Below are 22,898 nucleotides of genomic sequence, written 5' to 3' on the forward strand. Positions count from 1 at the left end.
GGGCCGGCAGCTGAGACTTAAAGCCAGTCGCGCCGTCGCCTTTGACCGCCACGAGCCCCTGCGCCAGCTTAACTCTGGCGAACATGTAGCACGCGCATCACCCATCCGGACAGGCGTGCGCGCCAATTCGATTCCCGCACGTCACGCGGTGCGGTGGCGTGGTCGCGGATTCCCGCTACGTCGATCAGGCAAAAGGGGCTCATGGTCATCTCTCTTCGGCTCGCGGCAGCGCCGCATTAACAAGAAGACGAAGATAGACGACCGGGTTTTCGAGCGATATCGGACCGATCTCAAAACGGGCGCGAATCTGCCCGAATAGTCCTATACGTTTTCGGCGTTATTCAGAATGTATGCTCCGGCCCTGGGAACGAACCGTCCTTCACGGCGCGCACGTAGGCTTCCACGGCAGCCTGGATGCTGGGCTGCCCCTGCATGAAATCTTTTACAAAGCGCGGCCGCTTACCTGGGAAAATTCCTAGCATGTCGTGCAGCACCAGCACCTGACCTGAGCAATCCAGACCCGCGCCGATCCCGATCGTCGGAATCCGCAATTGCTTGGTGACTTCGCTCCCGAGCAGCGTCGGAATCGCTTCGATCACGATCAATTGAGCGCCCGCATTCTGCACGGCGAGCGAGTCGCGCAGTACCTGGCTTGCGCCGGCGTCGGTCTTGCCCTGCACCTTGAAACCGCCAAACGCATGCACTGATTGCGGCGTCAGGCCGACGTGCGCACACACCGGAATCGACCGTTCGACCAGAAAGCGCACTGTGTCCGCGAGCCACTCACCGCCCTCGAGTTTCACCATCTGTGCACCGGCGCGCATGAGTTCCACGGAGCTCCTGAAGGCGTCTTCCGGCGTACCGTATGTGCCGAACGGCAGGTCGGCAACGACCAGCGCCGAGGGCCGCGTCCGCGCGACGCTCGCCGTGTGATACGCGATTTCGCTGAGCGTGACCGGCAGCGTGGTGGTCTGGCCTTGCAGCACATTGCCGAGCGAGTCGCCGATCAACAGCACGTCGACGCCCGAGCGATCCAGCAGCGCGGCGAAGCTCGCGTCGTAACAGGTCAGCATGGCGATCTTTTCACCAGCGTCGCGCATTGCCTGCAGTTTCGGCACGGTGATGGCGCTCCGGCTCGCTTCCTGCAAATAGGTCATGGGGAAATCCGTTGGAAAGAAGAGCGGCGCGCCGCTTAAAGCGACGTGCCTTTGACAAAGAATTCCTTGCGGCCGCGCATGGTTTCGATGCGTTCGGCGAGTAGCGCAAGGTCCGCGTCCGAGTCGAGCGGATTCAGGTGTTCAGCGTTGACCGTCAGCACGGGCGTGCGGTCGTAGTGGTAGAAAAACTCGTTGTAGGCGTCACAGAGCGCGTGCAGATATGCGTCGGAAATCTGCAATTCCATCGGTACGGCGCGTTTCTGGATGCGTGCGAACAGCACTTCAGGACTGGCTTGCAGGTAGACCACGAAATCGGGCGCTGGCGCGCTCACGTCGATTCGCGCGGCGAGGGCGCGATAAAGCTGCCACTCGTCTTCCTGCAGTGTCAGACGCGCGAAGATGTCGTTCTTCTGCGTCATGAAATCGGCGATCAGCGGGGTGCCCGCCACGTGCGCGGCCGCCACTTCCTGGGCCTGCTGCGCGCGCTGCAAGGCGAAGTGCAATTGCGTGGGCAGCGCATAGCGCGTGGTGTCGCGATAAAAGCGTTCGAGAAAGGGATTGTCCTGCGGACGCTCGAACAGTTCCTGCATCGACCAGCGCTGGGCGAGCCGCCGCGCAAGCGAGGTCTTGCCGACGCCGATCGGCCCTTCGATCGCGAGATAGCCGAAGGGCGGTCGTAGTTGTGGTGCGGTGACGGTGAGTGGCGGCGAATTCATTCGCAACGGCCTTTGTCACCGGCGGCAGCGTCGGCGGTCAATGCATTTAGCATCGGACACTGGCACGGCCCCTTCACCTTTTCGATGCGTTGATCGCTTACGCGGCCCAGCAGCGCCTCGGCCCGGCCGTGTTGCGGAATGATCAGCGTTGGGTCGATCTCGACGAGCGGCACGAGTGCAAAGGCGCGTTCGATCAAACGTGGATGCGGCACGATCAGATCGGCTTCGTCGATCGATTGATCGCCGTATAGCAGGATGTCCAGATCGAGCGTGCGCGGGGCATTGCGAAACGGCCGTTCACGGCCGAACTGATGCTCGATCTTGTGGCATAGCGCTAGCAGATGCCGCACGGGGAGCGTCGTGTCGACCTTCACGACACAGTTGAAATAGTCGTCACCGCCCGCGTCGATCGGGGCAGTGCGATACAGGCTCGACTTCGCGAGCACGGAGATGGTGTGCTGTTGTGCCAGGCACACCACCGCGTCTTTCAGGGTCTGGCGCGCGTCCCCGAGATTCGCGCCGAGGCCGAGATAGGCAACCGTCATGGCATAACTTCCTGCAACTATCGTTCGACGGCAACAGCCAACGCTGTGTCAGTCTTCGTGCGGGCCGTCATGACCTGCATCGCTGGCTGTGCGTTCGGCTTGCGTGCCGCCCTCCATTCCGTCGCCCGGTTTGCGGTTCCTGGCGCCACTGCTGCGCCGCCGTCGTTTTCTGGGGCTTCGGTCCTTCCCGCCTTGCGTGAGCAAAGTCTCACGCGCAGCGACGTCTCCTTCGATGAACTCCGTCCACCACGCTCCGACCGACTCATCGAGTTCGCCCGATTCGCAGCGCAACAGGAGGAAATCATACCCCGCTCTAAATCTTTGGTGTTCCAGCAGCTTCAGCGCGCTTCTTCCCGAGCGTTTCTCGAGGCGCAGCTGCAGCCCCCAGATCTCGCGCATATCCGACGAAAAGCGCTTGTGGATCGCGAGTTTCTCGGTTTGCATGTCGAGAACTTCGTCCATCGCGCGATGCAGGGCCGGCACCGGATATTCACCGTTTGCTTCAAATTGCTGCCAGCGCGTCTGCACGTCGTGCCACAGCAGCGTGGCGAACAGGAAGCCGGGTGAAACGGGCTTGCCGGCACGCACGCGGGCGTCCGTGTTGCTTAGCGCGAGCGTGATGAATTTCTCGCCGATCGGCTGCTCCAGCACCACGTCGAGCAGCGGCAACAAACCGTGATGCAGGCCTTCCTGGCGCAGACGTTTCAAACAGGCAAGCGCATGGCCCGACAGCATCAGCTTGAGCATCTCGTCGAACAGACGCGCGGCCGGCACGTTGTTGATCAGATCGGCCATTTTGGCGATCGGTGCGCGGGTCGTGTCTTCGATCTCGAACTCGAGCTTGGCGGCAAAACGCACCACACGCAGCATGCGCACCGGGTCCTCGCGATAACGCGTGGCCGGGTCGCCGATCATGCGCAACAGACGTGCGCGCATGTCGGCCATGCCGTTGTGATAATCCAGCACGGTTTGCGTGGCCGGATCGTAGTACATCGCGTTGATCGTGAAGTCGCGGCGCGTGGCGTCTTCGTGCTGCTCGCCCCAGACGTTGTCGCGCAGCACGCGGCCGCTGGCGTCCACGGCGTGCGTGCGGCGGTCGAGCTCGTCGCGTTTCAGGCGGCGCGGCGGCGCGGCGTCGGCTGCGGGCGGATCGACCAGCGCGCGGAACGTGGAGGTTTCGATGATTTCCTGGCCGAACTGCACATGCACGATCTGAAACCGGCGGCCGATGATGCGCGCGCGGCGGAACAGTTTCTGCACCTGTTCGGGCGTGGCGTCGGTTGCGACGTCAAAGTCTTTCGGCTTGATGCCGAGCAGCAGATCGCGCACCGCACCGCCGACGATAAACGCGCGATGCCCCGCTTCCTGCAGACCCTCGGTGACGCGAATCGCGTTCCTCGAGATTAGCGACTGATCGATGCCATGCACGTCGTGCGGAATGATGACCGGCACGTCGGGATCCCGCACGGTTCTGGCGGCAGGGCGCGCCGGTTTGCGGCGCGCTTTGGTAGCGCTGGACGCATTGCGTGCCGGCGCCTCGCCGGCTTCGTCTGCTTCGGCGGGCGGGGTGTCGTCAGCGGGCGCCGGGTCCTGGCCGAATAGCTTGCGGATAAGTTTTTTGATCACGAGGGTTGAAAGAGTTCGAGGATGCGCCAGCCTTTGGCCTGCGCATGGGCGCGCAATGTGTCGTCGGGATTGGTCGCGATCGGATCGGTGACCTTGTCGAGCAGGGGGATGTCGTTGTGCGAGTCGCTATAGAAATAGCTGTGCTCGAAGTCGCTCCAGGTCTTGCCGAGCGATGCCAGCCACGCCTCGGTACGGACGATCTTGCCTTCCTTGTAGCTCGGCGTGCCGGTGGGGCGGCCGGTGTACGGCGAATGCGGCTGGCCGTCGACGGTTTCCGCTTCGCAGGCAATCAGCGCGTCGACCCCGAACGCCTGCGCGATCGGGCGGGTGATGAATTCGTTGGTTGCGGTGACCACGCAGCAGAGATCGCCGGCTTCACGGTGCTCCCTGACCAGTTCCAACGCGACCGGAAAGATCGCCGGCTTGATCACTTCATGCATGTACTGCGCGTGAAGTTCGGCAAGCTGTGCGCGCGTGTATTTCGCGAGCGGCGTGAGCATGGCGATCAGATAAGCGTGAATGTCGAGCTTGCCGGCTTTGTAGTCGGCGAAAAAGCGGTCGTTTTCACGAGCGAAGTTTTCGGCGTCGACCATGCCTTGTTTCACCATGAAGCGGCCCCATTCGTGGTCGCTATCGGTGGGAATGAGGGTGTGGTCGAGGTCGAAGAGTGCGAGGTTAGCCATGGGGGCCTATTTTACTTGAAGCGGCGGCGGGGACGCGGATGAGGCGGATGAAGGGGGCGCCCCTCGCCGATCGTCGGCGTCGGGCGAGGCCAGCATGGTGCGCAGGAGCGGCAGTGTAACCGCGCGTTTCTGTTCGAGCGAGAAGCGGTCGAGCGCGTCGAGCAGGGCCATCAGGCTCGGCATATCGCGGCGAAAATGCGTGAGCAGGTAGGCGGGGACGTCGTCGGCGAGCATGATGCCGCGCTCGCGCGCCGCGTGTTTGAGCACCGCGGCCTTGCCCTCGTCCGGCAGCGGTGCGAGGTGAAACACGAGGCCCCAGCCGAGACGGGTGCGCAGATCCTCGCGCACGGTCATGCCGATCGGCGGCGCATTGCCCGCGGCGACCAGCGCGCTGGTGGGGTGTGCGCGCACTTCGTTGAACAGGTTGAACACGGCGATCTGCTGCGCCGCCGAGAGGCCGTCGCAATCGTCGATCGCATACAGCGCGACGCGCGGGTCGAACGTGAAAGCGGCGAGGCTGCTCTGCGGACCGGCAAAACGTGCATGACCCGGCGGCGCTTCGTGGACCAGCGCCTGCAACAGATGCGTGCGGCCGCTGCCGGCTTCGCCCCATACATAGAAGGTGCGATCGGCCACTGGCCCGGCCGCGAGCGCGTTGTCGAGCTCGCGCAGCCGCGTGACCAGCTCGGCGTTGGCGCCGGCGAAGAAATTGTCGAATGTCGATGGTGGCGGGGTGCCGAGATCGAGCGTCAGTTGACGAAGCACAGTAGGTTAATGCCGAAAATGAGGCTTAAGGCCGCAAACGGCCCGGATTTCGGGCCCTAAAACGTCCGTGAACAGTCAATGAGCAGTCAATGAGCAGTCAGTGACTCAGTTATTGTAAAGCGTGCTCGTCAGATAGCTTTGACGCAACTCGCGCATGGCTACCGACAGAATGGCGCTGACCGGCAACGCCAGCAACACGCCGAAAAATCCGAACAGTTGACCGAACGCGAGCAACGCGAAGATGACCGCGAGGGGGTGCAGACCGATCCGTTCGCCGACGAGGCGCGGCGTGAGATAAAAGCTCTCCACGATCTGGCCGACGCCGTAAATCAGCGCGACCGCGCCGAAGCCGTACCAGTCGCCGAACTGTAGCAGCGCCGCGAGCAGCGCCAGCGCGAGACCGGTTGCAAAACCGATGTAGGGGATGAACACGGCGAGGCCCGTGAAAATACCCACCGGCAGCGCGATCTCGAAGCCGGCGATGGTCAGCGCAATCGCATAATAGACCGCGAGCACACCCATTACGAGCAGCTGGCCGCGCAGGTATTGCGACAGCATCTGGTCCATGTCGCGCGCGAGTTGCAGCGTCTTGTCGAGCCAGCGGCGCGGCACCACGATCTGCATGCGAGCGAGCATGCGGTTCCAGTCATACAGCAGATAAAACAGCACGAGCGGCACCATCACGAGGTTGCCGACCACCGTCATCATCACGTTGCCGCTGGTGCGAACGGAGGTCCATACATACAGCGCGACCTGCTGCGCGCTGCCTTCGAGCTGGCCCATCACGAGATCGCGGATGCTGGCGAAATCGAGCGAGTCGGCGAGGCCCAGCAGCGCAAGCTTGGGTTGCAGCCAGGCGCTTACGTGGGTGAACAGCACGGGCACCTGCTGTTTCAGTTGCGGCCCTTCTTTCTGGATGACGGCCAGCACCAGCAGCACGAGCAACGTCATCATCAAGGAGAAGACCAGCATCATCAGCAAGGCGGCGAGTCCGCGCGGCACGCGCCGGCGCACCATCCACGCTACGCCCGGTTGCAGAATGTACGCGAGAATGGCGCCGAGCAGGAACGGCGTGAGGACCGGGCTCAGTAGCCAGAGCAGAATGCCGACGCCCAGCGCGATCGCCAGCCAGATAAAGGCGCGGCGCTGCACAGGCGTCAGGATCGAGGAGTTCTGTTGCAAAGTTATTTCCCTGGTGTCGTCGTGACCGGAGGATTCAGGATGATTCAAATTCCAGCCAGCCGGCCGGCCAGCATCGGGTAAAATCGCATTTTACCGACCTTCTTGCTCTTCCCCATGAATCAACCGAAATCCGCCTCTGACGCCCAAGGTTTGTCGTATCGCGACGCCGGCGTGGACATCGACGCGGGCGACGCCCTTGTCGACGCGATCAAGCCCTTTGCCAAAAAGACGATGCGCGACGGCGTACTGGGTGGCATCGGCGGGTTTGGCGCGCTGTTTGAAGTGCCGAAGAAATACAAGGAACCGGTGCTGGTTTCGGGCACAGACGGTGTCGGCACCAAGCTGCGCCTCGCATTCCAACTGAACAAACACGACACCGTCGGCCAGGATCTGGTGGCGATGAGCGTGAACGACATCCTGGTTCAGGGCGCCGAGCCGCTGTTCTTCCTCGATTATTTCGCTTGCGGCAAGCTGGACGTCGGTACCGCGGCAACGGTCGTGAAGGGTATCGCGCATGGGTGCGAACTGTCGGGCTGCGCGCTGATCGGTGGCGAGACGGCTGAAATGCCGGGCATGTATCCGGACGGTGAATACGACCTGGCCGGTTTTGCGGTCGGCGCGGTGGAAAAGAGCAAGATTATCGACGGCAGCACGATCGCCCCGGGCGATGTGGTGCTGGGCCTTGCTTCCAGCGGCATCCATTCGAATGGTTTTTCGCTGGTGCGCAAGATCATTGAGCGTGCGCAGCCGGATCTGAATGCGGATTTTGATGGCCGCTCGCTGGCCGATGCGCTGATGGCGCCTACGCATATTTATGTGAAGCCTTTGCTGGCCTTGATGCAGCAGATCGCTGTGAAGGGTATGGCGCACATCACCGGCGGTGGTCTGGTCGAAAACATTCCGCGCGTTTTGCGCGAAGGTCTGACGGCTGAGCTGGATCACAGCAGCTGGCCGATGCCGCCGCTGTTCTCGTGGCTGCAAAAGCACGGCGGCGTGGCGGATGCGGAAATGCACCGCGTGTTCAACTGCGGGATCGGCATGGCGGTGGTGGTTGCCGCGGCTGATGCTGACGCTGCGATCGCATCTTTGTCGGCGGCTGGCGAGCAGGTCTGGAAAATCGGCGTGATTCGCGAAAGCGCGGCTGGTGAAGCTCAGACGGTGGTGGTCTAACTAAGCCAGCTTGACCTTAAGCAGCCTGACTTAAGGCTGGGTTTGCCTGCGCGACGTACAGAAAGAATGCGCCGCGTGGGCAAAACCTCAAACTAGCTCTTCAATCAAGCTCACGACCTGCCCAGTAGCATTGGGGTCGCAGCAATCAACAACAACCCGCTCTGTCATGCTGCGCAGCCATGTGAGCTGCCGTTTGCACAATTGCCGGGTAGCAAACACCCCCTTGTCCCGCATGGTCGAGTAATCGACCGCCCCGTCGAGATATTCCCAAGCCTGCCGATATCCCACGCAGCGCATGGACGGCATCTCGGGCAGCAAATCCCCGCGCGCGCGCAATTTCACCACTTCGTCGATAAAGCCGTCGGCCAGCATGGCGTCGAAGCGCTTTTCGATGCGCGCATGCAGCCAGCTCCGATCGGATGGCTCAAGCGCGATTGGCACAAAGCGCCACGCCAAAGCGGCGTCATCCGTTCGAGCGGGTGCGGCCAGCAAAGCGGACATTGCCTGCCCGGTCAGCATGAAAACTTCGAGCGCGCGTTGAATCCGCTGCGAATCGTTCGGCGCCAGACGCGCAGCCGTAACGGGATCGACGGCGGCAAGCCGCGCATGCATTGCTGGCCAGCCATCGCGTGCGGCGTCGGCGTCGAGTGTCGCGCGCACGTCGGCATCGGCGGCGGGCAGGTCGTTTAGCCCTTGCGTGAGCGCCTTGTAGTACAGCATCGTCCCGCCGACCAGCAACGGCAGCCGCCCGCGCGCGCTGACCTCGCCAATCAGGCGCAACGCGTCGCTGCGAAATTCCGCCGCCGAATATGCGTCCGTCGGATCGACAATGTCGATCAGATGATGCGGCGCCACCGCGCGTTCTTCCGCCGACGGCTTAGCAGTGCCTATATCCATCTCGCGATACACCAGCGCCGAATCGACACTGATGATTTCTACCGGTCGCCGTGCGGCCAGCGCCAGCGCGGCGGCGGTTTTACCGGATGCGGTCGGGCCGAGCAGGCAGGGAATCGGCGTGGGTGTGCGTGAAGTGCTTGAGGTCATGGGCAAGACGACGCGCGCCAAGTCAACTTGATCAGGCGCACCGTCATTGCCCACGCATGAACAGCCGATCGAGATCGGACAGCGTCAACTGATACCACGTCGGACGCCCGTGGTTGCATTGGTCGGCGCGCTCGGTTGCTTCCATCTGACGCAGGAGGGCATTCATTTCGTCGAGCGTTAGACGGCGGTTCGCGCGCACCGCGTGATGGCAGGCGAGTGTGCCGAGCAGTTCGTGCTGACGCTCCGTCAATACGCGTGAACCGCCGAACGCATGCAGGTCCGTGAGGACCGCACGGGCCAGCGCCTGCAGATCGGCGTCTTTCAGCAACGCCGGCACGGCGCGGATCGCGAGCGTGGTCGGCGACAGTACGGCGAGGTCGAAGCCGAGTGCGTCCAGCGTGTCGCGCTCTTCTTCGACCGTGCCGATTTCGATCGGATCGGCCTGCATCGTTTGCGGAATCAGCAGCGGCTGCACGGCAATCGTGCGATCGGCCAGCGCGTTCTTGAACTGCTCGTACAGGATGCGCTCGTGCGCGGCGTGCATATCGACAATCACCAGCCCATACGCGTTCTGTGCGAGCACGTAGATGCCGTGAATCTGGCCAAGGGCGAAGCCGAGCGGCTGTTCGTCCGAGGCATTGAACGCAGGCGACGCGTATGGCGATGAGGTGTTGTACGGGGACGGCGCTTCCGTAGCCGAGTCGCGCGCTTCGAAGAGCGTCGCGCCTTCCGCTGTGCCCGTGTTCGTGTCTCTACGGCCGAAGAGGGCGTCGTAGAAGGCCAGCGGTTGGGCAACCGGCAGTGTGCCTTGCGTCATGCGCGCCTGGCGCATCCAGGTATTGCCCGGCTGCGAGGATCCGGATCCGCTAGCAAAGCCGCCGAAGCTGCCTGCACCTGCACCTGCACCTGCACCTGCACCTGCACCTGCACCGGTGCCAAAACCACCGCCGCCTCCAGCACCCGCACCGCCGAGCGGTGTAGCGCCGAACGAAGCCGGCCCACCCGGCGACGCTTCCAGATGCGCTGCATGGCCACCGGCTGTCGTTTCGGGCGAGGCGCCCGCGTGCCGCGCCAACGCACGCTGCACGGCGTGGAACACGAACTGGTGAATCGAGCGGGAATCGCGAAACCGCACTTCGATTTTGGACGGATGCACGTTCACGTCGACCGCTTCTGGCGGCAGATCGAGAAATAGTACGTAGGACGGATAGCGGTCGCCGTGCAGCACGTCTTCGTAGGCGGCGCGCACGGCGTGCGTGAGCAGCTTGTCGCGCACGAACCGGCCATTGACGAAGAAATACTGCTGATCGGCGCGTCCGCGGCTCGCGGTCGGCAGGCCTGCGCAGCCGTAGACGGCGAGCGGTCCAGCGGATTCGTCGAGCGGCAAATGAGCCGTCGCAAAGGTTTCGCCGAGGATCTTGGCGACGCGCACGGGCGGTTCGCTGGCGTTCCAGTGTTCGACCGCCTTACCGTTATGCAGGACCGAAATCGCCACATCCGGCCGCGCCAGCGCAGCACGGCGAATCTGTTCGAGGCAATGACCGAGTTCGGTCTGCTCGCTTTTGAGGAATTTGCGGCGTGCGGGCGTATTGAAGTACAACTCGCGGACTTCGATCGTGGTGCCCTGGGTGCCCGCAGCGGGGCTCAGCACGCCCGTCTGCGCGTCGACGCGCACGGCGTGCGGCGCGTCAGCCGTGCGGCTCGTGATGGCCATTTGCGCGACGGATGCAATCGATGCCAGCGCCTCACCGCGAAACCCCAGCGTTGCAACCGCTTCCAGTTCGGCGAGCGAGCGGATCTTGCTGGTCGCGTGACGCATCAGCGCGAGCGCGAGTTCGTGTTCGGGGATGCCGCAGCCGTCGTCGGTGATCGAGATGCGTTTGACGCCGCCTTCGTCAAGCAGGATACGCAGCGTCTGCGCGCCGGCGTCGAGCGCGTTTTCCAGCAATTCCTTGACCACCGAGGCCGGCCGTTCGACCACTTCGCCGGCGGCAATCTGGCTGATCAACTGATCGGGCAAGGGCTGGATCGCCCGCAACGGGCGTGGGACGGGCGCGGCGGCGGAAACTGCGGCCGCGTCGGCGGTGCCGGCAGGCGTTTCGGAGAATTCTGACATGGCGAAATTATAGCGATTCGGCGCGAACAGGCTGGATGCGGGCCGAAGCCAGGAATCGCCGCGGTCTCGCACTCGAGGACTGCAGAACTGCCGAATCGCCGCACGGCGTCGAAATTGTCCGCACACGGCAGTTTTTTAATCGCAGCCGGGCACTTTCGGTATCATGACGCGGTCAATTTCCGGCGGCGAGCACATGCGTTCGCTACTCATCGCCCGCAAGGCTGCTGACGCGGCCGCTCCCGCCACGCTCACATTCGCTTAATAAAGGACGCTTTTTGGACACGCTGCTACAGTTCGCCAATCTTGTCTTGCACATCGACAAGTTTCTGGGAGTCTTTATTCACGAGTACGGCGCCTGGGTGTACGCGGTGCTGTTTCTGATCGTGTTCTGCGAAACCGGGCTGGTCGTGCTGCCATTTCTGCCGGGCGATTCGCTGCTGTTCATCGGCGGCGCTTTTTGCGCGACTGGCGAAATGAATCTCGGTTTGCTGATTGTGCTGCTGCTCGTCGCGGCGGTCGTCGGCAACACGGTGAACTATATGGTCGGGCGGTCTATCGGGCCTCGGGTGTTCAATTCGCACATCCCTTTCCTTGAACGCTTCCTCGACCGCAGCGCACTGCAGAAGACTCATAACTTCTACGAGAAGCATGGCGGCAAGACCATCGTGCTGGCGCGTTTCATTCCGGTGGTGCGGACTTTCGCCCCATTCGTGGCGGGTGCGTCGGAGATGACGGTTAGCCGATTCCAGCTTTTCAATGTGCTGGGTGCGCTGTTCTGGGTGTTGTTGCTGGTGTTCCTCGGTTACTTCTTTGGCAACATTCCGTTCATCCGTCAGTATTTGAACCTGATCGTGCTGGTGGGTATCGGCGCGGCCGTGGTGCCGGTTGTGCTCGGCGCGCTGTGGAAAGTGACGCGCAAGAACGCCGCAGCCAAGTCGGGCAACCACTAAGGCTTCACGTAATAAGAAGCTGAACGAACAAACGGCGTCGCGAATTTCGCGACGCCGTTTTCGTTTGCGGTCTGGCTTCCGATCAGTTGAAGCGCTGATCTGGCGAAAAACGCTTCACCTTAGCGGACGTCGGCCTTGATCCCGAGACCTAAACCTAAGCCCCGATCATGCTCAACTGACGATACGCGGAGCAATCGGCGTTTCCGGTGTCGGATAGCCTGCATCCTTGAAGGTCTGGATGATCGCGCGGTTGGTGTCGAAGTAGACCTGCCAGTAATGGTCGGTGTGCGTGTAGGGCCGCACGCACAGCAACGGTCCTTCCGGCGTGAAGCTCAACACTTCGATATCCGGTGCGGGACTCTCGGCCACGTTCGGGATCTGCGTAACGGCCGCCTTTAACCGGACCATCGCATCCGTAGGATCGACGCCGTTTGCAATCTTCGCGGTCAACTCGACGCGCCGCACAGGCAATGCGCTGTAGTTCGAGATTGTGTCCGAAAAGATCTTGTTGTTGCCCACAATGGTTACCACATTGTCGGGCGTCACGATGGTCGTGCCGAACAGGCCCAGTTCCGAGACCGTGCCCGTGACGCCGCCCGCCATCACGAAGTCCCCCACCTTGAACGGCCGCAGCACCTGCATGAAGATGCCTGCCGCGAAGTGGGCGAGCAAGCCGCCCCACGCCGTGCCGATTGCAAGGCCGAGGCCGGCGAGCAGCGCGGCGAACGAGGTGGTCTGGACACCGAACACCTGCAGAATCGCGAGGATCAGCAGCAGATTCAGCAGTGCGCCGAGAATCGAACCGAGGTAATGAGCGAGTGTTGGATCGACGCGGCCATTTTTCGCCAGCAGCTTGCGAAGCAAGCCGGTGATGAGGCCGATGACCCACCGGCCGACGATCCACAAGACAATTGCGCCGAGTACCTTGGTGCCGAGGTCGATGCCTCGGGTCATGATGAATACGCGTACGGTTTCGAGATCCAAGATGTTCCTCGCTGGTTGAGTTGCCTTCGACTGATTGAACGGCGGTGGTGCAATACAGCGGCAAATGCCCGGCGACGGGCGCACACGGTAAATCTCGATCTTCGAAAGTTATATGCGACGGCGCGCACAACCGCAAGGACCGTTCCTGTTGATGATGCGGATTGCGTAATGGAAGAAAACGGGCTGCGTGGGGTTACATCGGCAGATGAGATTCGGAATACGGGGACGTGCGAATGACCAGTGCGTCGTGGTTAGTTTTGACGGTGCGTGCGCGACGTGTCACGTAACGCAACGCCAATGCGGCAATCGCCGCAAGCGCATACGCGCCGGCGCGTTCGAAGAACGCGGTCGGCGTGCTGAATCTGCCGTAGCGGCTCTGCGCATCGGCGAACACGAGAAAGGTCAGCGCGGCGTCGAGCAGTAAGGCCGACACCGCCATCGCCACGAAAATGTGCGCACCATTGAGCGCGGCGCCGGGTACGAGCCGGTTGCACAGATGACATGCGCCCAGCACGATAGCGAGCAAAACAAGGTTCGAGACGAGGCCGAGCAGAAAATTGGTCATGTTGACGGAATGAAAGCGCAGGGTCTGCGGCGTTGCCAAAGCGTCTGCTCACGCAGCGTTGCAGCGCGATTCGCAGAATCGGCGGCGATCATTGCACGTCTTTATGTCTCAATAAATATCAATGTTCGGAGTCCGTTATATCTGTTCGGAATCGAAGAAACGTGATGTAGGAGAGGGCTTGTGGTTGCGTGGGGCTTTGTGATTGGCGTTGTGAGAATGCTTCGCGTGCGTGTAAAGAGTGCGGCGATTTCGTTCCCATTTCATCGATTTCACGGTTTACGCTCGTCGCTCAAACGACGTTTTTGCGACGTCATTCGATTGGGGAAATACGAGCGCTACGGGGTGAACGGTGAGGGCGTGATTCGCCGGGACTTCGCGCGAATTCGAGCTGCAAAAAGAAAAGGGCTTGCGACGCTGACGCGTGCAAGCCCTTGAATCTTTTGGTAGGCCGTACGGGATTCGAACCTGTGACCAACGGATTAAAAGTCCGCTGCTCTACCAGCTGAGCTAACGACCCAAAAGAGAAGCGAGATTATAGCGATGACACCAGCAGGTTGTCAACCCATGGTGGTTGGTCGAGTTTTCTGCACTTCAGATAGTGAAAAGCCCGAGGTATCACTACCCCGGGCTTTCCAGCGAGAGGCGCGCGTGACTATTGATTTGAAGACTGCGTGGCCACTGCGCGTTACGTCAACTGCCAAACCTTATACGACTGCCTGAACGACTACTTGATCTGCGACAGCTTGCTCTGGGCTGACTGCGCGACATCCGAGCCACTGTACTGCGCGACGATCTGCTCCAGCGTCTTCTTGGCCGCAGCCTTCTGACCTTGCTCGAGCTGATTGTTCGCAATCGCCAGCAACGCCTCCGGCGCACGCGGATGCTGCGGATACTTGGCCACCACACCTTGCCAGGTCGCCGTCGAGCCCTTGTAGTCACGCAGCGCATACAGCGCGTTGCCGAGCCAGTACTGCGCGGTCGGCTGGTAAGGGCTGTTCGGAAACTTGGCGATGAAGCTGCGGAACGACGCCGCCGCATTCTTGAAGTCGCCGTTGCGGAACTGCTGTGAAGCCGCGTTGAACGAATCGGTTTCACCCGGCTGCACCTCACCCTGGACGCCGTCCACCGTCTGTTGCTGCGGCTCGAATTTCTTCAGCCGCGTGTCCAGATCGGTGTAGTAGTCCTTCTGCTGCTTTTGCAGCGTGGTGAGTTGGTTGCCCATATCTTCGTTCTGCCCACGCAGCGTCGCGACCTGCTGATTCAGCTGATCGAGGCGGTTGGACTGATCGAGGATAGTGCGTTGTGCGGCCGACAGCTGGCTCGACAGGCTATCGGTCTTCGAACGCAGATCGAGAATGGCCTGACGGGCCTGATCGTCGTCGAAGATGCCCGCATGAGCAGGCACAGCCGCGAAGGCCGTGCCCGCGACGCAGGCCGCTGCGGCAAACCGCAGCCAGGAGAAACGATGCGTCATTCGGCTCATCACCTGTTACTTACTGTTGGTACACGAGGTCGGCGCGGCGGTTTTGTGCCCACGACGATTCGTCATGACCGGTCGCTTGCGGCTTTTCCTTGCCGAGGCTCACGGCTTCCATTTGCGAGTCCGTCACGCCCATCAGCGACAGCGAACGGCGAACCGCTTCTGCACGCTTCTGGCCGAGTGCCAGGTTGTATTCGCTGGTGCCGCGTTCGTCGGTGTTGCCCTGGATCAGGACGTGACGTTGCGGATGGCTCTTCAGGTATTGCGCGTGTTGTTGCAGCAGCGATTGATAGTCGTCCTTGACCGAGTAGCTGTCGAAGTCGAAGTAAATGCTGCGCTTGGCGAGCGGGCTGTTCGGATCGTTCAGCGGATCGACGTTGACCTGAGCGACATCGGTCGGATTCGGTTGCGTCGAAACTGCACCACCCTTGTTAGCGTTTTCGTCGAGCTTGACGCCCGAGTGACATGCGGCCAGCGCACCGACCATCAATACGGCAAATGCGAAACGAAGTTTTGACATCATTTTGTTACTCTCCTTGTGTTGTTGCATGAACGTTACTGCATAAACGGGCCCCAGGATGGCTCGCGTACGCTGCCACCCTGAACGGACAGGACCTGCCGAGTGCGACCGTCGGTCGATACTGCGGCCAACACGCCACGGCCGTTCACCTCTGTGGCGTAAAGAATGTACTGACCGTTCGCCGCGAAGCTCGGCGATTCGTCGTGTGTGGTGTCCGTCAGGCCTGTTGCCGTGTTGCCTTGCAGGTCCTGGATATACAGCTTGAAGCCGCCGCCGACGCGCGAGATGTAGGCGAGCTGCTTGCCGTCCGGGCTCACGCGCGGGCTGGTGTTGTAGCTGCCCGTGAAGGTCACGCGTTGCGCGGCGCCGGCGTTTTCGCCCTGGGCCGACATCTTGTAGATCTGCGGTTGACCGCCGCGGTCGCTGGTGAAATAGATCGACTGACCGTCAGGAGAGAAGCACGGTTCGGTGTCGATAGAGCTGCCTTGCGTCAGACGCCGCAGGCCGCTGCCGTCCGCATTGACGGCGAAAATCTGCGTGTTGCCTGTGCGTGAGAGCGCGACGGCCAGCGTGCGGCCATCCGGCGACCATGCCGGCGCACTGTTGTTACCCTTCTGGTCCGATACGACCACGCGACGGCCCGTAGGCAGATCGTGGATGTAGACGATCGGCTTCTTCTTTTCGAACGAAACGTAAGCGACCTTTGTGCCGTCAGGCGACCAGGCGGGCGAGATGATCGGCTCGGGGCTCGACAGCGCGATGTGCGCGTCCTGGCCGTCCGAATCGGAGATCTGCAACTGATAACGGCCACCGGTCTTGATGACGTACGAGAGGCGCGTGGCGAACACACCGCGGCCGCCCATCAGCTTCGCGTAGATATAGTCCGCGACTTTGTGCGCGCTCATGCGCAAGCCGCTTTCCGGGCTCACCAGCACGAGGCCGCCCAGGCTTTCGCCCTTGACGGTGTCGTACAGTTTGAAGCGCACTTCGTACTGGCCGTTCGGCAAGCGGTTGACGCTGCCTGACACGAACGCGTTGGCGCCCTTGGCCTTCCAGCTGCCGAGGTCGACGGAATCGGTTTCTGCGACCGGCGTGCTGCCCGCGTCGATATTCGTGAATTTGCCGCTGCGTTGCAGATCCTGACGCACGATCGTACTGACCTGCTGCGGCGAGTTCGCTTCATTGGCGAAATTCGCCGTTGCGATCGGAAACTGGGTGGACCCGACGCCTGTCACGAGGACGTTGAGTTGTGCGTGGGCGGCGCCGCCGACGGCGATCAGGCACGATGCTACGAGTGTCCGCAGGCCTAGCTTGGTCATCAAACTCATGCTGAATGGTTTCCCCAAAAACGGTTTTACTAACACTTCATGACAGCAGAGAGACCCGAAAACAACTAATTCGTTCCCGGGTGCGCCGCGCTGGGCGGGGCGCGGCGTCTGCTGTCAACTGACTGTCAAACTGTTGCAATCAACCTGCCGGGCGCAACGTAATCTTGAAGCTGGTTGGCGTCTTCCCGTCGATGTCCTGAGGCATCGGATTGGAACGCTGGACGGCCCGCAACGCCGCATCGTCCCACGCCGGGTTACCGCTGCTGTGCGCGATCTGCGCGTCCAGCAACGTGCCTGTCGGCGAGCAGCGCACGGAGATGACGGTCTCCAGACCTTCCGTTTCGCCACCCCACGAGATGTTCGGACGCACCACACGGCGCACCTTGTCCGCGTAACCCGGCGATGTCGCCGTGCCACCCGAGCCGCTACCCGTGCCGCTCTTCGCTAGTCCATTGCCGGTCGAGCCAGGTGCGCCTGCAGAACCTTGCATCTGGGCAAGCCGCGCACGACGCTCCGCATCCAGCTTCTTGGCTTGCGCCGCTGCATCGGCCTGCGCCTTGGCCTTCGCTGCTTTCTGCGCATCGGCCTTCTTCTGCGCCTCAGCGTCGGCCTGTTTCTGCTGTTCCTGCTGCTGCTTCTGCTGATCGGCCAATTGCTGTTGTTTCAGCTTGTCGGCCTGCTGCTGTTGCTGTTGTTGCAACTGTTTCTGCTTGGCAGCCGCGGCTTTTTGCGCAGCCTGATCGGCTGCCAGTTGCTGCTGGCGCTTCGCCTCGGCTTCCTGCTGGGCTTGCAGCTTCTGCTGACGCAGTTGCTCGGCCAGTTGCGCCTGACGGGCCGCTTCCTGCTGCTGGCGTTTCTTTTCCTGCAGCGCGATGTCGGCCTGTTCGTCCGGTAGCGGCGCGGCAGGGGCGACAGGAACGGGCGGCGGCGGGGGCGGGCGCGGAATCGCCGAATCCGGCACCTCGGTCCACAGTTCTGCTTCCGCGCCTTCAGGCGTGCTGTTCTGCCATTGAATGCCGTGATACAGGAAGAACCCGAGCAGCGCGTGCATCACCAGGGCGAACACAAAGGCTCGCCAGGTGCCGCGTTCACGCGGCGGCTGAAGCGGGTATTCGGAATTCTTGCGGATCATTGTGATTTGACGAGCAATCCAACGCGCTTGACACCTTGAGCTTTCAACTCGGACATCACGTTCATCACGACTTCGTACTTCACGGTCTTGTCGGCGGCGATCACGACAGGCTGATCAGGGTGCGACTGCGCGCGGTCGGCGATAAAGCCGTGCAGATCGGCCTTGGTCATGTCTTCCTGCTGCTGCGCGCCCGCGTCATCCTTGTATTTGACGCTCATATTGCCGTCCGCGCGAATATTGACGATCACCGGCGGGGTCTGCTGCTGAGGCGCGGCGCCGCCGACGGTCGGCAGATTGACGATCGACGGGGCGACGAGCGGCGCAGTCACCATGAAGATCACGAGTAGCACGAGCATCACGTCGATGTACGGCACGACGTTGATGTCGGCCATCGCGCGGCGCTGACGGGAGCCGCGCATGCTGGAGGAAGAGCCTGCCATCGTGGACTCCTTACTGTGCCTGGCGCTGCAGAATGTTCGAGAATTCTTCGATGAAGGTCTCGAAGCGGATCGCCAGACGGTCGATGTCGTGTGCGTAGCGGTTGTAGGCGACCACGGCCGGAATCGCGGCGAACAGGCCGATTGCGGTGGCGGTCAGTGCTTCGGCAATACCGGGAGCGACGTTCGCAAGCGTAGCCTGCTGCACGTTGGCAAGGCCGCGGAACGCGTTCATGATCCCCCACACCGTGCCGAACAGACCGATATACGGGCTGACCGAGCCGACCGATGCGAGAAACGCCAGGTTTGCCTCGAGCACGTCCATTTCACGCTGGAACGCGGCGCGCATGGCGCGGCGCGCGCCGTCGAGAATCGCGCCTGAATCGTTCAGGCGTTTTTCCTTGCCCTTCAGGAATTCGCGCATGCCGGACTCGAAAATCCGTTCCAGTGCGCCGATCGTGTGGCGATTGTTGGCGGCGCTCTGGTAGAGCGCCTGCAGGTCGCCACCCGACCAGAAATCGCGTTCGAAGCGTTCAGTTTGCGCGCGCGCCCGGCGGATCGCAAACCACTTGCGGAAGATGAAGGTCCACGACAACAGCGACAGCAGAAGCAGCAGCGCCATGACGGCCTGCGCCAGCAGGCTCGCATTGAGTACGAGAGAAACGATCGACAGATCTTGTGTAGTGTTCATAAAGGTTCGTTTTAACGTCCCGGAAGGGGGCGTCCGGCTGCAAGGTCACTCGAAGCTTGCCGTGAGCAAAACGGAAGCATCGGCGATATTGCAAGCCGAACCATGCTTTGTGTTGCTTGATCGATACGAGTTCACTGGCCCCGTAACAACGGGGTTCAGTCGTTGTCCGTTGACATGCCACCGTCGTTCGCGCCCGGACCGCGCCGCAACGCCGCGAGAACGGGCGGAGGAATCGCGACCGGCCGCAGCGCAATGCGCTCGACGCAGCCGACCCGGATGGAACCGGTAGCAAGCAGCGTGCCGTCCCGCCACGCTTCCTGCGCAAAATCGACAGACGCGCGGCCAAGACGTTCAATTCGGCTCACCACTTTGACGACATCGTCGAGCCGGGCCGGTGCCCGATAGTCGACTGCGGTGCTGCGCACGATGAAGATTGCACCCGATTCGCCGGCGAGACGGTTCTGGTCGACGCCGCACGCGCGTAGCCATTCGGTGCGCGCACGTTCGAAAAACTTCAGATAATTCGCGTAAAACACGATGCCGCCGGCGTCGGTATCTTCGTAGTACACGCGGATTGGCCACGTGAACCCGATTTCCGTGCCGGGCTGGCTGGTCGACATATTCATGCGGCGCATTTTACCGGAACGCACACCCGGAGGTCTGTTTCAAGATGTGCGCCCCGTCTGGCGGGCCTCAGCCGGGAATTCAGCCGCGATGAACGGACAAAGCGGAGAAGGATTGGGCCACCGGCATCAGTTCGATCGTGTTGATGTTGACGTGCGCAGGACGCGTGGCGATCCAGTAGATCGAGTCGGCGATATCTTCGGGTGTCAGCGGTTGTACGTTCTCGTACATCTTGGCCGCTTTTTCGTCGTTGCCGCGGAAACGCACGTTCGAGAACTCGGTGCCGCCGCACAGGCCTGGCTCGATGTCGGTCACGCGCAGTGCCGTGCCGGCCAGATCGGCCCGCAGATTCAGACTGAACTGACGCACGAACGCCTTGGTTGCGCCGTACACGTTACCGCCCGCGTAAGGCCAGCTGCCGGCTGCCGAGCCCAGATTGAAAATGTGCCCGCGGTTGCGCTCCACCATGCCGGGCAGGAGTGCATGCGTGACCTGCACAAGGCCCGTGCAGTTGGTCTCGATCATGGTGTTCCACTCGTCCAGACTCGCTCTTTGCGCCGGCTCGATGCCAAGCGCGAGGCCGGCGTTATTGACCAGCACGTCGAGTGCGGCGAAATCGGCGGGCAGCGAGGCAGGCACGGCCTCGACGGCGGCGCGGTCGCGCACGTCGAGTTCATACGGCAGAAGGGCGTCGCCGAGTTCGTCGGCGAGTGCCTGCAGGCGGTCCTTGCGGCGCGCAGTGGCGACGACGCGATGGCCGCCCTTGACGAAAGCACGAGCGATAGCGGCGCCAAATCCTGCGGACGCTCCGGTGACGAACACGATCATTGCAGTTCCCTGGTTGGTAAGAGAGAAAGGCCCCAAGCCTACTTCCAATGCGGCGCTGCGGCAAGGATGAACCAGCCGCACGAGCGGCTGCGGCAGTGACGCGCAGCGGGTGGCGGGCGAGTTTTCGTCAGACGTTTGCGCGCCCCTCGCAGCGGCGTCAGGACCGGTTTCCCGAGCGCCCGCCGGTCCGGCAGGAAGCCGGTTGCCTATTCGATCCTCTTCCAATAAACTAACGCGCTCATCCCTGCGTGACTGGCGATAGAACCGATTCGAGCAATCGGGTTCAAGGTGGAGCAACCCACCGTGAAGCGCAGGGAGCCGTTTTGCCGTTCGCCTGGGCAGCCGTGATCCGCGCGCATTGATCTGCGCTGACGGTGGCTGTCCTGCCTCGCGTGTGCGGCGACTCTCCATCCGCCACGTCAGGGCTGGCCCAGCTGCCAGCAGCGCTGCGTACCCTCTACGCAAGATTCGGCGCACGATCCGGTCAACCTGAACACACTCAACGGAATCCGTATGTTTGATAGAGCCCAAAGCACCATCGCCAACGTCGATCCTGAACTCTGGAAGGTCATCGAGCAGGAAAACCGCCGTCAGGAAGAGCACATCGAACTGATCGCGTCGGAAAACTACACGAGCCCGGCCGTGATGGCTGCGCAAGGCTCGCAACTCACCAACAAGTACGCCGAAGGGTATCCGGGCAAGCGCTACTACGGCGGTTGCGAATTCGTCGACGTCGCCGAGCAACTGGCGATCGACCGCGTGAAGCAACTGTTCGGCGCCGAAGCCGCCAACGTGCAGCCGAATTCCGGCTCGCAGGCGAACCAGGGCGTGTTCTTCGCCATGCTCAAGCCGGGCGACACGATCATGGGTATGAGCCTCGCGCACGGCGGTCACCTCACGCACGGTTCGCCGGTCAACATGTCGGGCAAGTGGTTCAACGTGGTGAGCTATGGCCTGAACGAAGCCGAAGACATCGACTACGACGCTGCCGAGAAGCTGGCCCAGGAACACAAGCCGAAGCTGATCGTGGCCGGTGCATCGGCGTTTTCGCTGCGCATCGACTTCGAACGGATGTCGAAGATCGCCAAGTCGGTCGGCGCGTATTTCATGGTCGACATGGCGCACTATGCCGGCCTCGTCGCCGCCGGCGTCTACCCGAACCCGGTGCCGCACGCCGATTTCGTCACCACCACCACGCACAAGAGCCTGCGCGGCCCGCGCGGCGGCGTGATCCTGATGAAGGCCGAGTTCGAAAAGCAGATCAATTCGGCAATTTTCCCGGGCATTCAAGGTGGTCCGCTGATGCACGTGATCGCCGGCAAGGCTGTGGCGTTCAAGGAAGCACTGTCGCCGGAGTTCAAGGCGTATCAGCAACAGGTCGTGGAGAACGCGCGCGTGCTGGCTGAGACGCTGGTCAAGCGCGGGCTGCGTATCGTGTCTGGCCGCACTGAAAGCCACGTGATGCTGGTCGACCTGCGTGCGAAGAAGATCACCGGCAAGGCAGCGGAAGCGGCGCTCGGCGCGGCACATATCACGGTCAACAAGAACGCGATTCCGAACGACCCGGAAAAGCCGTTCGTCACGAGCGGTGTGCGTCTCGGCTCGCCGGCCATGACCACGCGTGGCTTCGGTGTCAAGGAAGCGGAGCAGGTGGGTAACCTGATCGCCGACGTGCTGGACAACCCGGAAGACGCAGCCACGATCGAACGCGTGCGCGCGCAAGTGGCCGAGCTGACCCAGCGCTTCCCGGTTTACCGCTAAGCCGCCATGCATTGCCCCTTCTGCCGTCACGCCGATACGCAAGTTGTGGATTCCCGCGTATCCGAAGACGGCGCGACGATTCGTCGGCGCCGCCGCTGCCCGGCCTGCGACAAACGTTTCACGACGTATGAGCGGGTCGAGCTGGCGTTGCCGTCGGTCGTCAAGAAGGACGGCAGCCGCACGGAATTCGATCGCCGCAAGATCGTCGCAAGCATGCAACTGGCGCTGCGCAAGCGCCCGGTGGCGGCGGACGCGATCGACGCGGCAGTCGCCCGCATCGAGTATCAACTGCTCGGCAGTGGCGAGCGTGAGGTGCGCAGCGAGCGCCTCGGCGAACTCGTGATGAACGAGTTGCGTGCGCTCGATACGATTGCCTATGTTCGTTTCGCCTCTGTCTACCGGCGCTTCGAAGACGTCTCCGAATTCGAGGACGTGATCGAAGAATTTCGCCGAGCCTCTTCTCCTCCCAAGCCGTCCCGCAAGCGCTGATTGCTGTCGCGCCTGAAATTGCGCGCCAGGTTCTGTTTTCCGCTGCGTAGCTTTGCGCATCTCCATCTCCGCTCCCGTTATGGTTCGTCACGCGTGCATTTTTGC

General features: G+C 62.1%; 23 protein-coding genes, 1 tRNA gene and 1 riboswitch. Of the genes, 4 read left to right on the forward strand and 20 right to left on the reverse strand.

Features of this window, described 5'->3' with window-relative positions; genetic code table 11:
• Positions 1 to 341 precede the first annotated feature (341 nt).
• The 7 genes from panB to R8871_RS20780 form a co-directional block, all read right to left on the reverse strand.
• A complete protein-coding gene (gene panB, locus R8871_RS20750) occupies positions 342 to 1,157 on the reverse strand; it encodes a 3-methyl-2-oxobutanoate hydroxymethyltransferase (protein ID WP_175052140.1) in 816 nt (271 codons plus the stop codon).
• Between the two features lie 35 nt (positions 1,158 to 1,192).
• On the reverse strand, positions 1,193 to 1,873 hold the full coding sequence (locus R8871_RS20755) for a deoxynucleoside kinase (RefSeq protein WP_093644653.1): 681 nt from the start codon (positions 1,871 to 1,873) through the stop codon (positions 1,193 to 1,195).
• Positions 1,870 to 2,418 (reverse strand): 2-amino-4-hydroxy-6-hydroxymethyldihydropteridine diphosphokinase, encoded by a 549-nt coding sequence (gene folK, locus R8871_RS20760; protein ID WP_175052141.1) that lies wholly within the window; start codon positions 2,416 to 2,418, stop codon positions 1,870 to 1,872. The genes R8871_RS20755 and folK overlap by 4 nt, the downstream gene beginning before the upstream one ends.
• A 48-nt stretch (positions 2,419 to 2,466) precedes the next feature.
• On the reverse strand, positions 2,467 to 4,044 hold the full coding sequence (pcnB, locus tag R8871_RS20765; RefSeq protein WP_175052142.1) for a polynucleotide adenylyltransferase PcnB: 1,578 nt from the start codon (positions 4,042 to 4,044) through the stop codon (positions 2,467 to 2,469).
• Positions 4,041 to 4,727 (reverse strand): histidinol-phosphatase, encoded by a 687-nt coding sequence (locus tag R8871_RS20770; RefSeq protein WP_175052143.1) that lies wholly within the window; start codon positions 4,725 to 4,727, stop codon positions 4,041 to 4,043. The genes pcnB and R8871_RS20770 overlap by 4 nt, the downstream gene beginning before the upstream one ends.
• A 6-nt stretch (positions 4,728 to 4,733) precedes the next feature.
• A complete protein-coding gene (hda, locus tag R8871_RS20775) occupies positions 4,734 to 5,492 on the reverse strand; it encodes a DnaA regulatory inactivator Hda (RefSeq protein WP_175052144.1) in 759 nt (252 codons plus the stop codon).
• Positions 5,493 to 5,597: 105 nt separating this feature from the next.
• Complete coding sequence (locus R8871_RS20780; protein ID WP_175052145.1) at positions 5,598 to 6,674, reverse strand: AI-2E family transporter; 1,077 nt, start codon at positions 6,672 to 6,674, stop codon at positions 5,598 to 5,600.
• A 114-nt stretch (positions 6,675 to 6,788) separates the two neighbouring features.
• On the opposite strand from R8871_RS20780, the gene purM reads away from it, so the two are divergent.
• The gene (gene purM, locus R8871_RS20785; protein ID WP_175052146.1) at positions 6,789 to 7,844 is read left to right on the forward strand and encodes a phosphoribosylformylglycinamidine cyclo-ligase; all 1,056 of its coding nucleotides are present in this window, start codon (positions 6,789 to 6,791) and stop codon (positions 7,842 to 7,844) included.
• An 87-nt stretch (positions 7,845 to 7,931) separates the two neighbouring features.
• Here purM and miaA read toward each other — a convergent pair whose 3' ends face one another.
• Both miaA and mutL read right to left on the reverse strand, forming a co-directional pair.
• Positions 7,932 to 8,888, reverse strand: coding sequence for a tRNA (adenosine(37)-N6)-dimethylallyltransferase MiaA (miaA, locus tag R8871_RS20790; protein ID WP_175052147.1), 957 nt, complete (start codon positions 8,886 to 8,888; stop codon positions 7,932 to 7,934).
• 43 nt (positions 8,889 to 8,931) lie between these two features.
• Complete coding sequence (gene mutL, locus R8871_RS20795; RefSeq protein WP_175052148.1) at positions 8,932 to 11,004, reverse strand: DNA mismatch repair endonuclease MutL; 2,073 nt, start codon at positions 11,002 to 11,004, stop codon at positions 8,932 to 8,934.
• Between the two features lie 275 nt (positions 11,005 to 11,279).
• Here mutL and R8871_RS20800 point away from each other — a divergent pair, with 275 nt between their 5' ends.
• Positions 11,280 to 11,954: a DedA family protein gene (locus R8871_RS20800; RefSeq protein WP_175052149.1), complete on the forward strand. Its 675-nt coding sequence runs from the start codon at positions 11,280 to 11,282 to the stop codon at positions 11,952 to 11,954.
• Positions 11,955 to 12,125: 171 nt separating this feature from the next.
• Here the strand turns inward: R8871_RS20800 and R8871_RS20805 are convergent, their stop codons facing one another.
• The 11 genes from R8871_RS20805 to ydfG all read right to left on the reverse strand — a co-directional run bounded on the left by R8871_RS20805 (position 12,126) and on the right by ydfG (position 20,543).
• The gene (locus R8871_RS20805; protein WP_175052150.1) at positions 12,126 to 12,938 is read right to left on the reverse strand and encodes a mechanosensitive ion channel family protein; all 813 of its coding nucleotides are present in this window, start codon (positions 12,936 to 12,938) and stop codon (positions 12,126 to 12,128) included.
• A gap of 193 nt (positions 12,939 to 13,131) precedes the next feature.
• Positions 13,132 to 13,503, reverse strand: coding sequence for a hypothetical protein (locus R8871_RS20810; protein WP_175052192.1), 372 nt, complete (start codon positions 13,501 to 13,503; stop codon positions 13,132 to 13,134).
• 441 nt (positions 13,504 to 13,944) lie between these two features.
• Positions 13,945 to 14,020 (reverse strand) — tRNA-Lys (locus R8871_RS20815).
• 207 nt (positions 14,021 to 14,227) lie between these two features.
• Positions 14,228 to 14,977, reverse strand: coding sequence for a tol-pal system protein YbgF (gene ybgF, locus R8871_RS20820; RefSeq protein ID WP_175052151.1), 750 nt, complete (start codon positions 14,975 to 14,977; stop codon positions 14,228 to 14,230).
• 19 nt (positions 14,978 to 14,996) lie between these two features.
• Entirely contained in the window at positions 14,997 to 15,506 is a 510-nt protein-coding gene (pal, locus tag R8871_RS20825) for a peptidoglycan-associated lipoprotein Pal (RefSeq protein ID WP_035552920.1), read from the reverse strand.
• A 32-nt stretch (positions 15,507 to 15,538) separates the two neighbouring features.
• Positions 15,539 to 16,831, reverse strand: coding sequence for a Tol-Pal system beta propeller repeat protein TolB (gene tolB, locus R8871_RS20830; RefSeq protein ID WP_093644673.1), 1,293 nt, complete (start codon positions 16,829 to 16,831; stop codon positions 15,539 to 15,541).
• 139 nt (positions 16,832 to 16,970) lie between these two features.
• The gene (gene tolA, locus R8871_RS20835) at positions 16,971 to 17,963 is read right to left on the reverse strand and encodes a cell envelope integrity protein TolA (RefSeq protein WP_175052152.1); all 993 of its coding nucleotides are present in this window, start codon (positions 17,961 to 17,963) and stop codon (positions 16,971 to 16,973) included.
• Entirely contained in the window at positions 17,960 to 18,403 is a 444-nt protein-coding gene (gene tolR / locus R8871_RS20840) for a protein TolR (RefSeq protein WP_175052153.1), read from the reverse strand. Before tolR ends, tolA begins: the two co-directional genes overlap by 4 nt.
• Before the next feature lie 10 nt (positions 18,404 to 18,413).
• Entirely contained in the window at positions 18,414 to 19,091 is a 678-nt protein-coding gene (gene tolQ, locus R8871_RS20845) for a protein TolQ (protein ID WP_012431821.1), read from the reverse strand.
• Between the two features lie 155 nt (positions 19,092 to 19,246).
• Positions 19,247 to 19,726, reverse strand: coding sequence for a tol-pal system-associated acyl-CoA thioesterase (gene ybgC, locus R8871_RS20850; protein WP_175052154.1), 480 nt, complete (start codon positions 19,724 to 19,726; stop codon positions 19,247 to 19,249).
• A 70-nt stretch (positions 19,727 to 19,796) separates the two neighbouring features.
• Positions 19,797 to 20,543 carry a bifunctional NADP-dependent 3-hydroxy acid dehydrogenase/3-hydroxypropionate dehydrogenase YdfG gene (ydfG, locus tag R8871_RS20855; protein WP_093644681.1) on the reverse strand — a complete coding sequence of 249 codons (747 nt, stop codon included), beginning with the start codon at positions 20,541 to 20,543 and terminating at the stop codon, positions 19,797 to 19,799.
• Between the two features lie 238 nt (positions 20,544 to 20,781).
• Positions 20,782 to 20,890: riboswitch (ZMP/ZTP riboswitch) on the forward strand.
• Between the two features lie 166 nt (positions 20,891 to 21,056).
• Between ydfG and glyA the strand changes: the two genes are divergently transcribed.
• Both glyA and nrdR read left to right on the forward strand, forming a co-directional pair.
• Positions 21,057 to 22,304 (forward strand): serine hydroxymethyltransferase, encoded by a 1,248-nt coding sequence (gene glyA / locus R8871_RS20860; RefSeq protein WP_175052155.1) that lies wholly within the window; start codon positions 21,057 to 21,059, stop codon positions 22,302 to 22,304.
• Positions 22,305 to 22,310: 6 nt separating this feature from the next.
• Positions 22,311 to 22,793, forward strand: a complete 483-nt coding sequence (gene nrdR / locus R8871_RS20865; RefSeq protein WP_027799387.1) for a transcriptional regulator NrdR — start codon at positions 22,311 to 22,313, stop codon at positions 22,791 to 22,793.
• Positions 22,794 to 22,898 lie beyond the last annotated feature (105 nt).

The sequence above is a fragment of the Paraburkholderia sediminicola genome, assembly GCF_902859805.1.
GTDB classification, from domain to species: Bacteria; Pseudomonadota; Gammaproteobacteria; order Burkholderiales; family Burkholderiaceae; genus Paraburkholderia; species Paraburkholderia sediminicola.

What these genes read in the sequence shown, in the direction of transcription:
- panB (WP_175052140.1), bottom strand. Translation starts at nt 1,157, where the DNA reads ATGACCTATTTGCAGGAAGCGAGCCGGAGCGCCATCACCGTGCCGAAA.
- R8871_RS20755 (WP_093644653.1), bottom strand. Translation starts at nt 1,873, where the DNA reads ATGAATTCGCCGCCACTCACCGTCACCGCACCACAACTACGACCGCCC.
- folK (WP_175052141.1), bottom strand. Translation starts at nt 2,418, where the DNA reads ATGACGGTTGCCTATCTCGGCCTCGGCGCGAATCTCGGGGACGCGCGC.
- R8871_RS20770 (WP_175052143.1), bottom strand. Translation starts at nt 4,727, where the DNA reads ATGGCTAACCTCGCACTCTTCGACCTCGACCACACCCTCATTCCCACC.
- purM (WP_175052146.1), top strand. Translation starts at nt 6,789, where the DNA reads ATGAATCAACCGAAATCCGCCTCTGACGCCCAAGGTTTGTCGTATCGC.
- miaA (WP_175052147.1), bottom strand. Translation starts at nt 8,888, where the DNA reads ATGACCTCAAGCACTTCACGCACACCCACGCCGATTCCCTGCCTGCTC.
- mutL (WP_175052148.1), bottom strand. Translation starts at nt 11,004, where the DNA reads ATGTCAGAATTCTCCGAAACGCCTGCCGGCACCGCCGACGCGGCCGCA.
- R8871_RS20810 (WP_175052192.1), bottom strand. Translation starts at nt 13,503, where the DNA reads ATGACCAATTTTCTGCTCGGCCTCGTCTCGAACCTTGTTTTGCTCGCT.
- ybgF (WP_175052151.1), bottom strand. Translation starts at nt 14,977, where the DNA reads ATGACGCATCGTTTCTCCTGGCTGCGGTTTGCCGCAGCGGCCTGCGTC.
- pal (WP_035552920.1), bottom strand. Translation starts at nt 15,506, where the DNA reads ATGATGTCAAAACTTCGTTTCGCATTTGCCGTATTGATGGTCGGTGCG.
- tolB (WP_093644673.1), bottom strand. Translation starts at nt 16,831, where the DNA reads ATGAGTTTGATGACCAAGCTAGGCCTGCGGACACTCGTAGCATCGTGC.
- tolA (WP_175052152.1), bottom strand. Translation starts at nt 17,963, where the DNA reads ATGATCCGCAAGAATTCCGAATACCCGCTTCAGCCGCCGCGTGAACGC.
- tolR (WP_175052153.1), bottom strand. Translation starts at nt 18,403, where the DNA reads ATGGCAGGCTCTTCCTCCAGCATGCGCGGCTCCCGTCAGCGCCGCGCG.
- tolQ (WP_012431821.1), bottom strand. Translation starts at nt 19,091, where the DNA reads ATGAACACTACACAAGATCTGTCGATCGTTTCTCTCGTACTCAATGCG.
- ybgC (WP_175052154.1), bottom strand. Translation starts at nt 19,726, where the DNA reads ATGCGCCGCATGAATATGTCGACCAGCCAGCCCGGCACGGAAATCGGG.
- ydfG (WP_093644681.1), bottom strand. Translation starts at nt 20,543, where the DNA reads ATGATCGTGTTCGTCACCGGAGCGTCCGCAGGATTTGGCGCCGCTATC.
- glyA (WP_175052155.1), top strand. Translation starts at nt 21,057, where the DNA reads ATGTTTGATAGAGCCCAAAGCACCATCGCCAACGTCGATCCTGAACTC.
- nrdR (WP_027799387.1), top strand. Translation starts at nt 22,311, where the DNA reads ATGCATTGCCCCTTCTGCCGTCACGCCGATACGCAAGTTGTGGATTCC.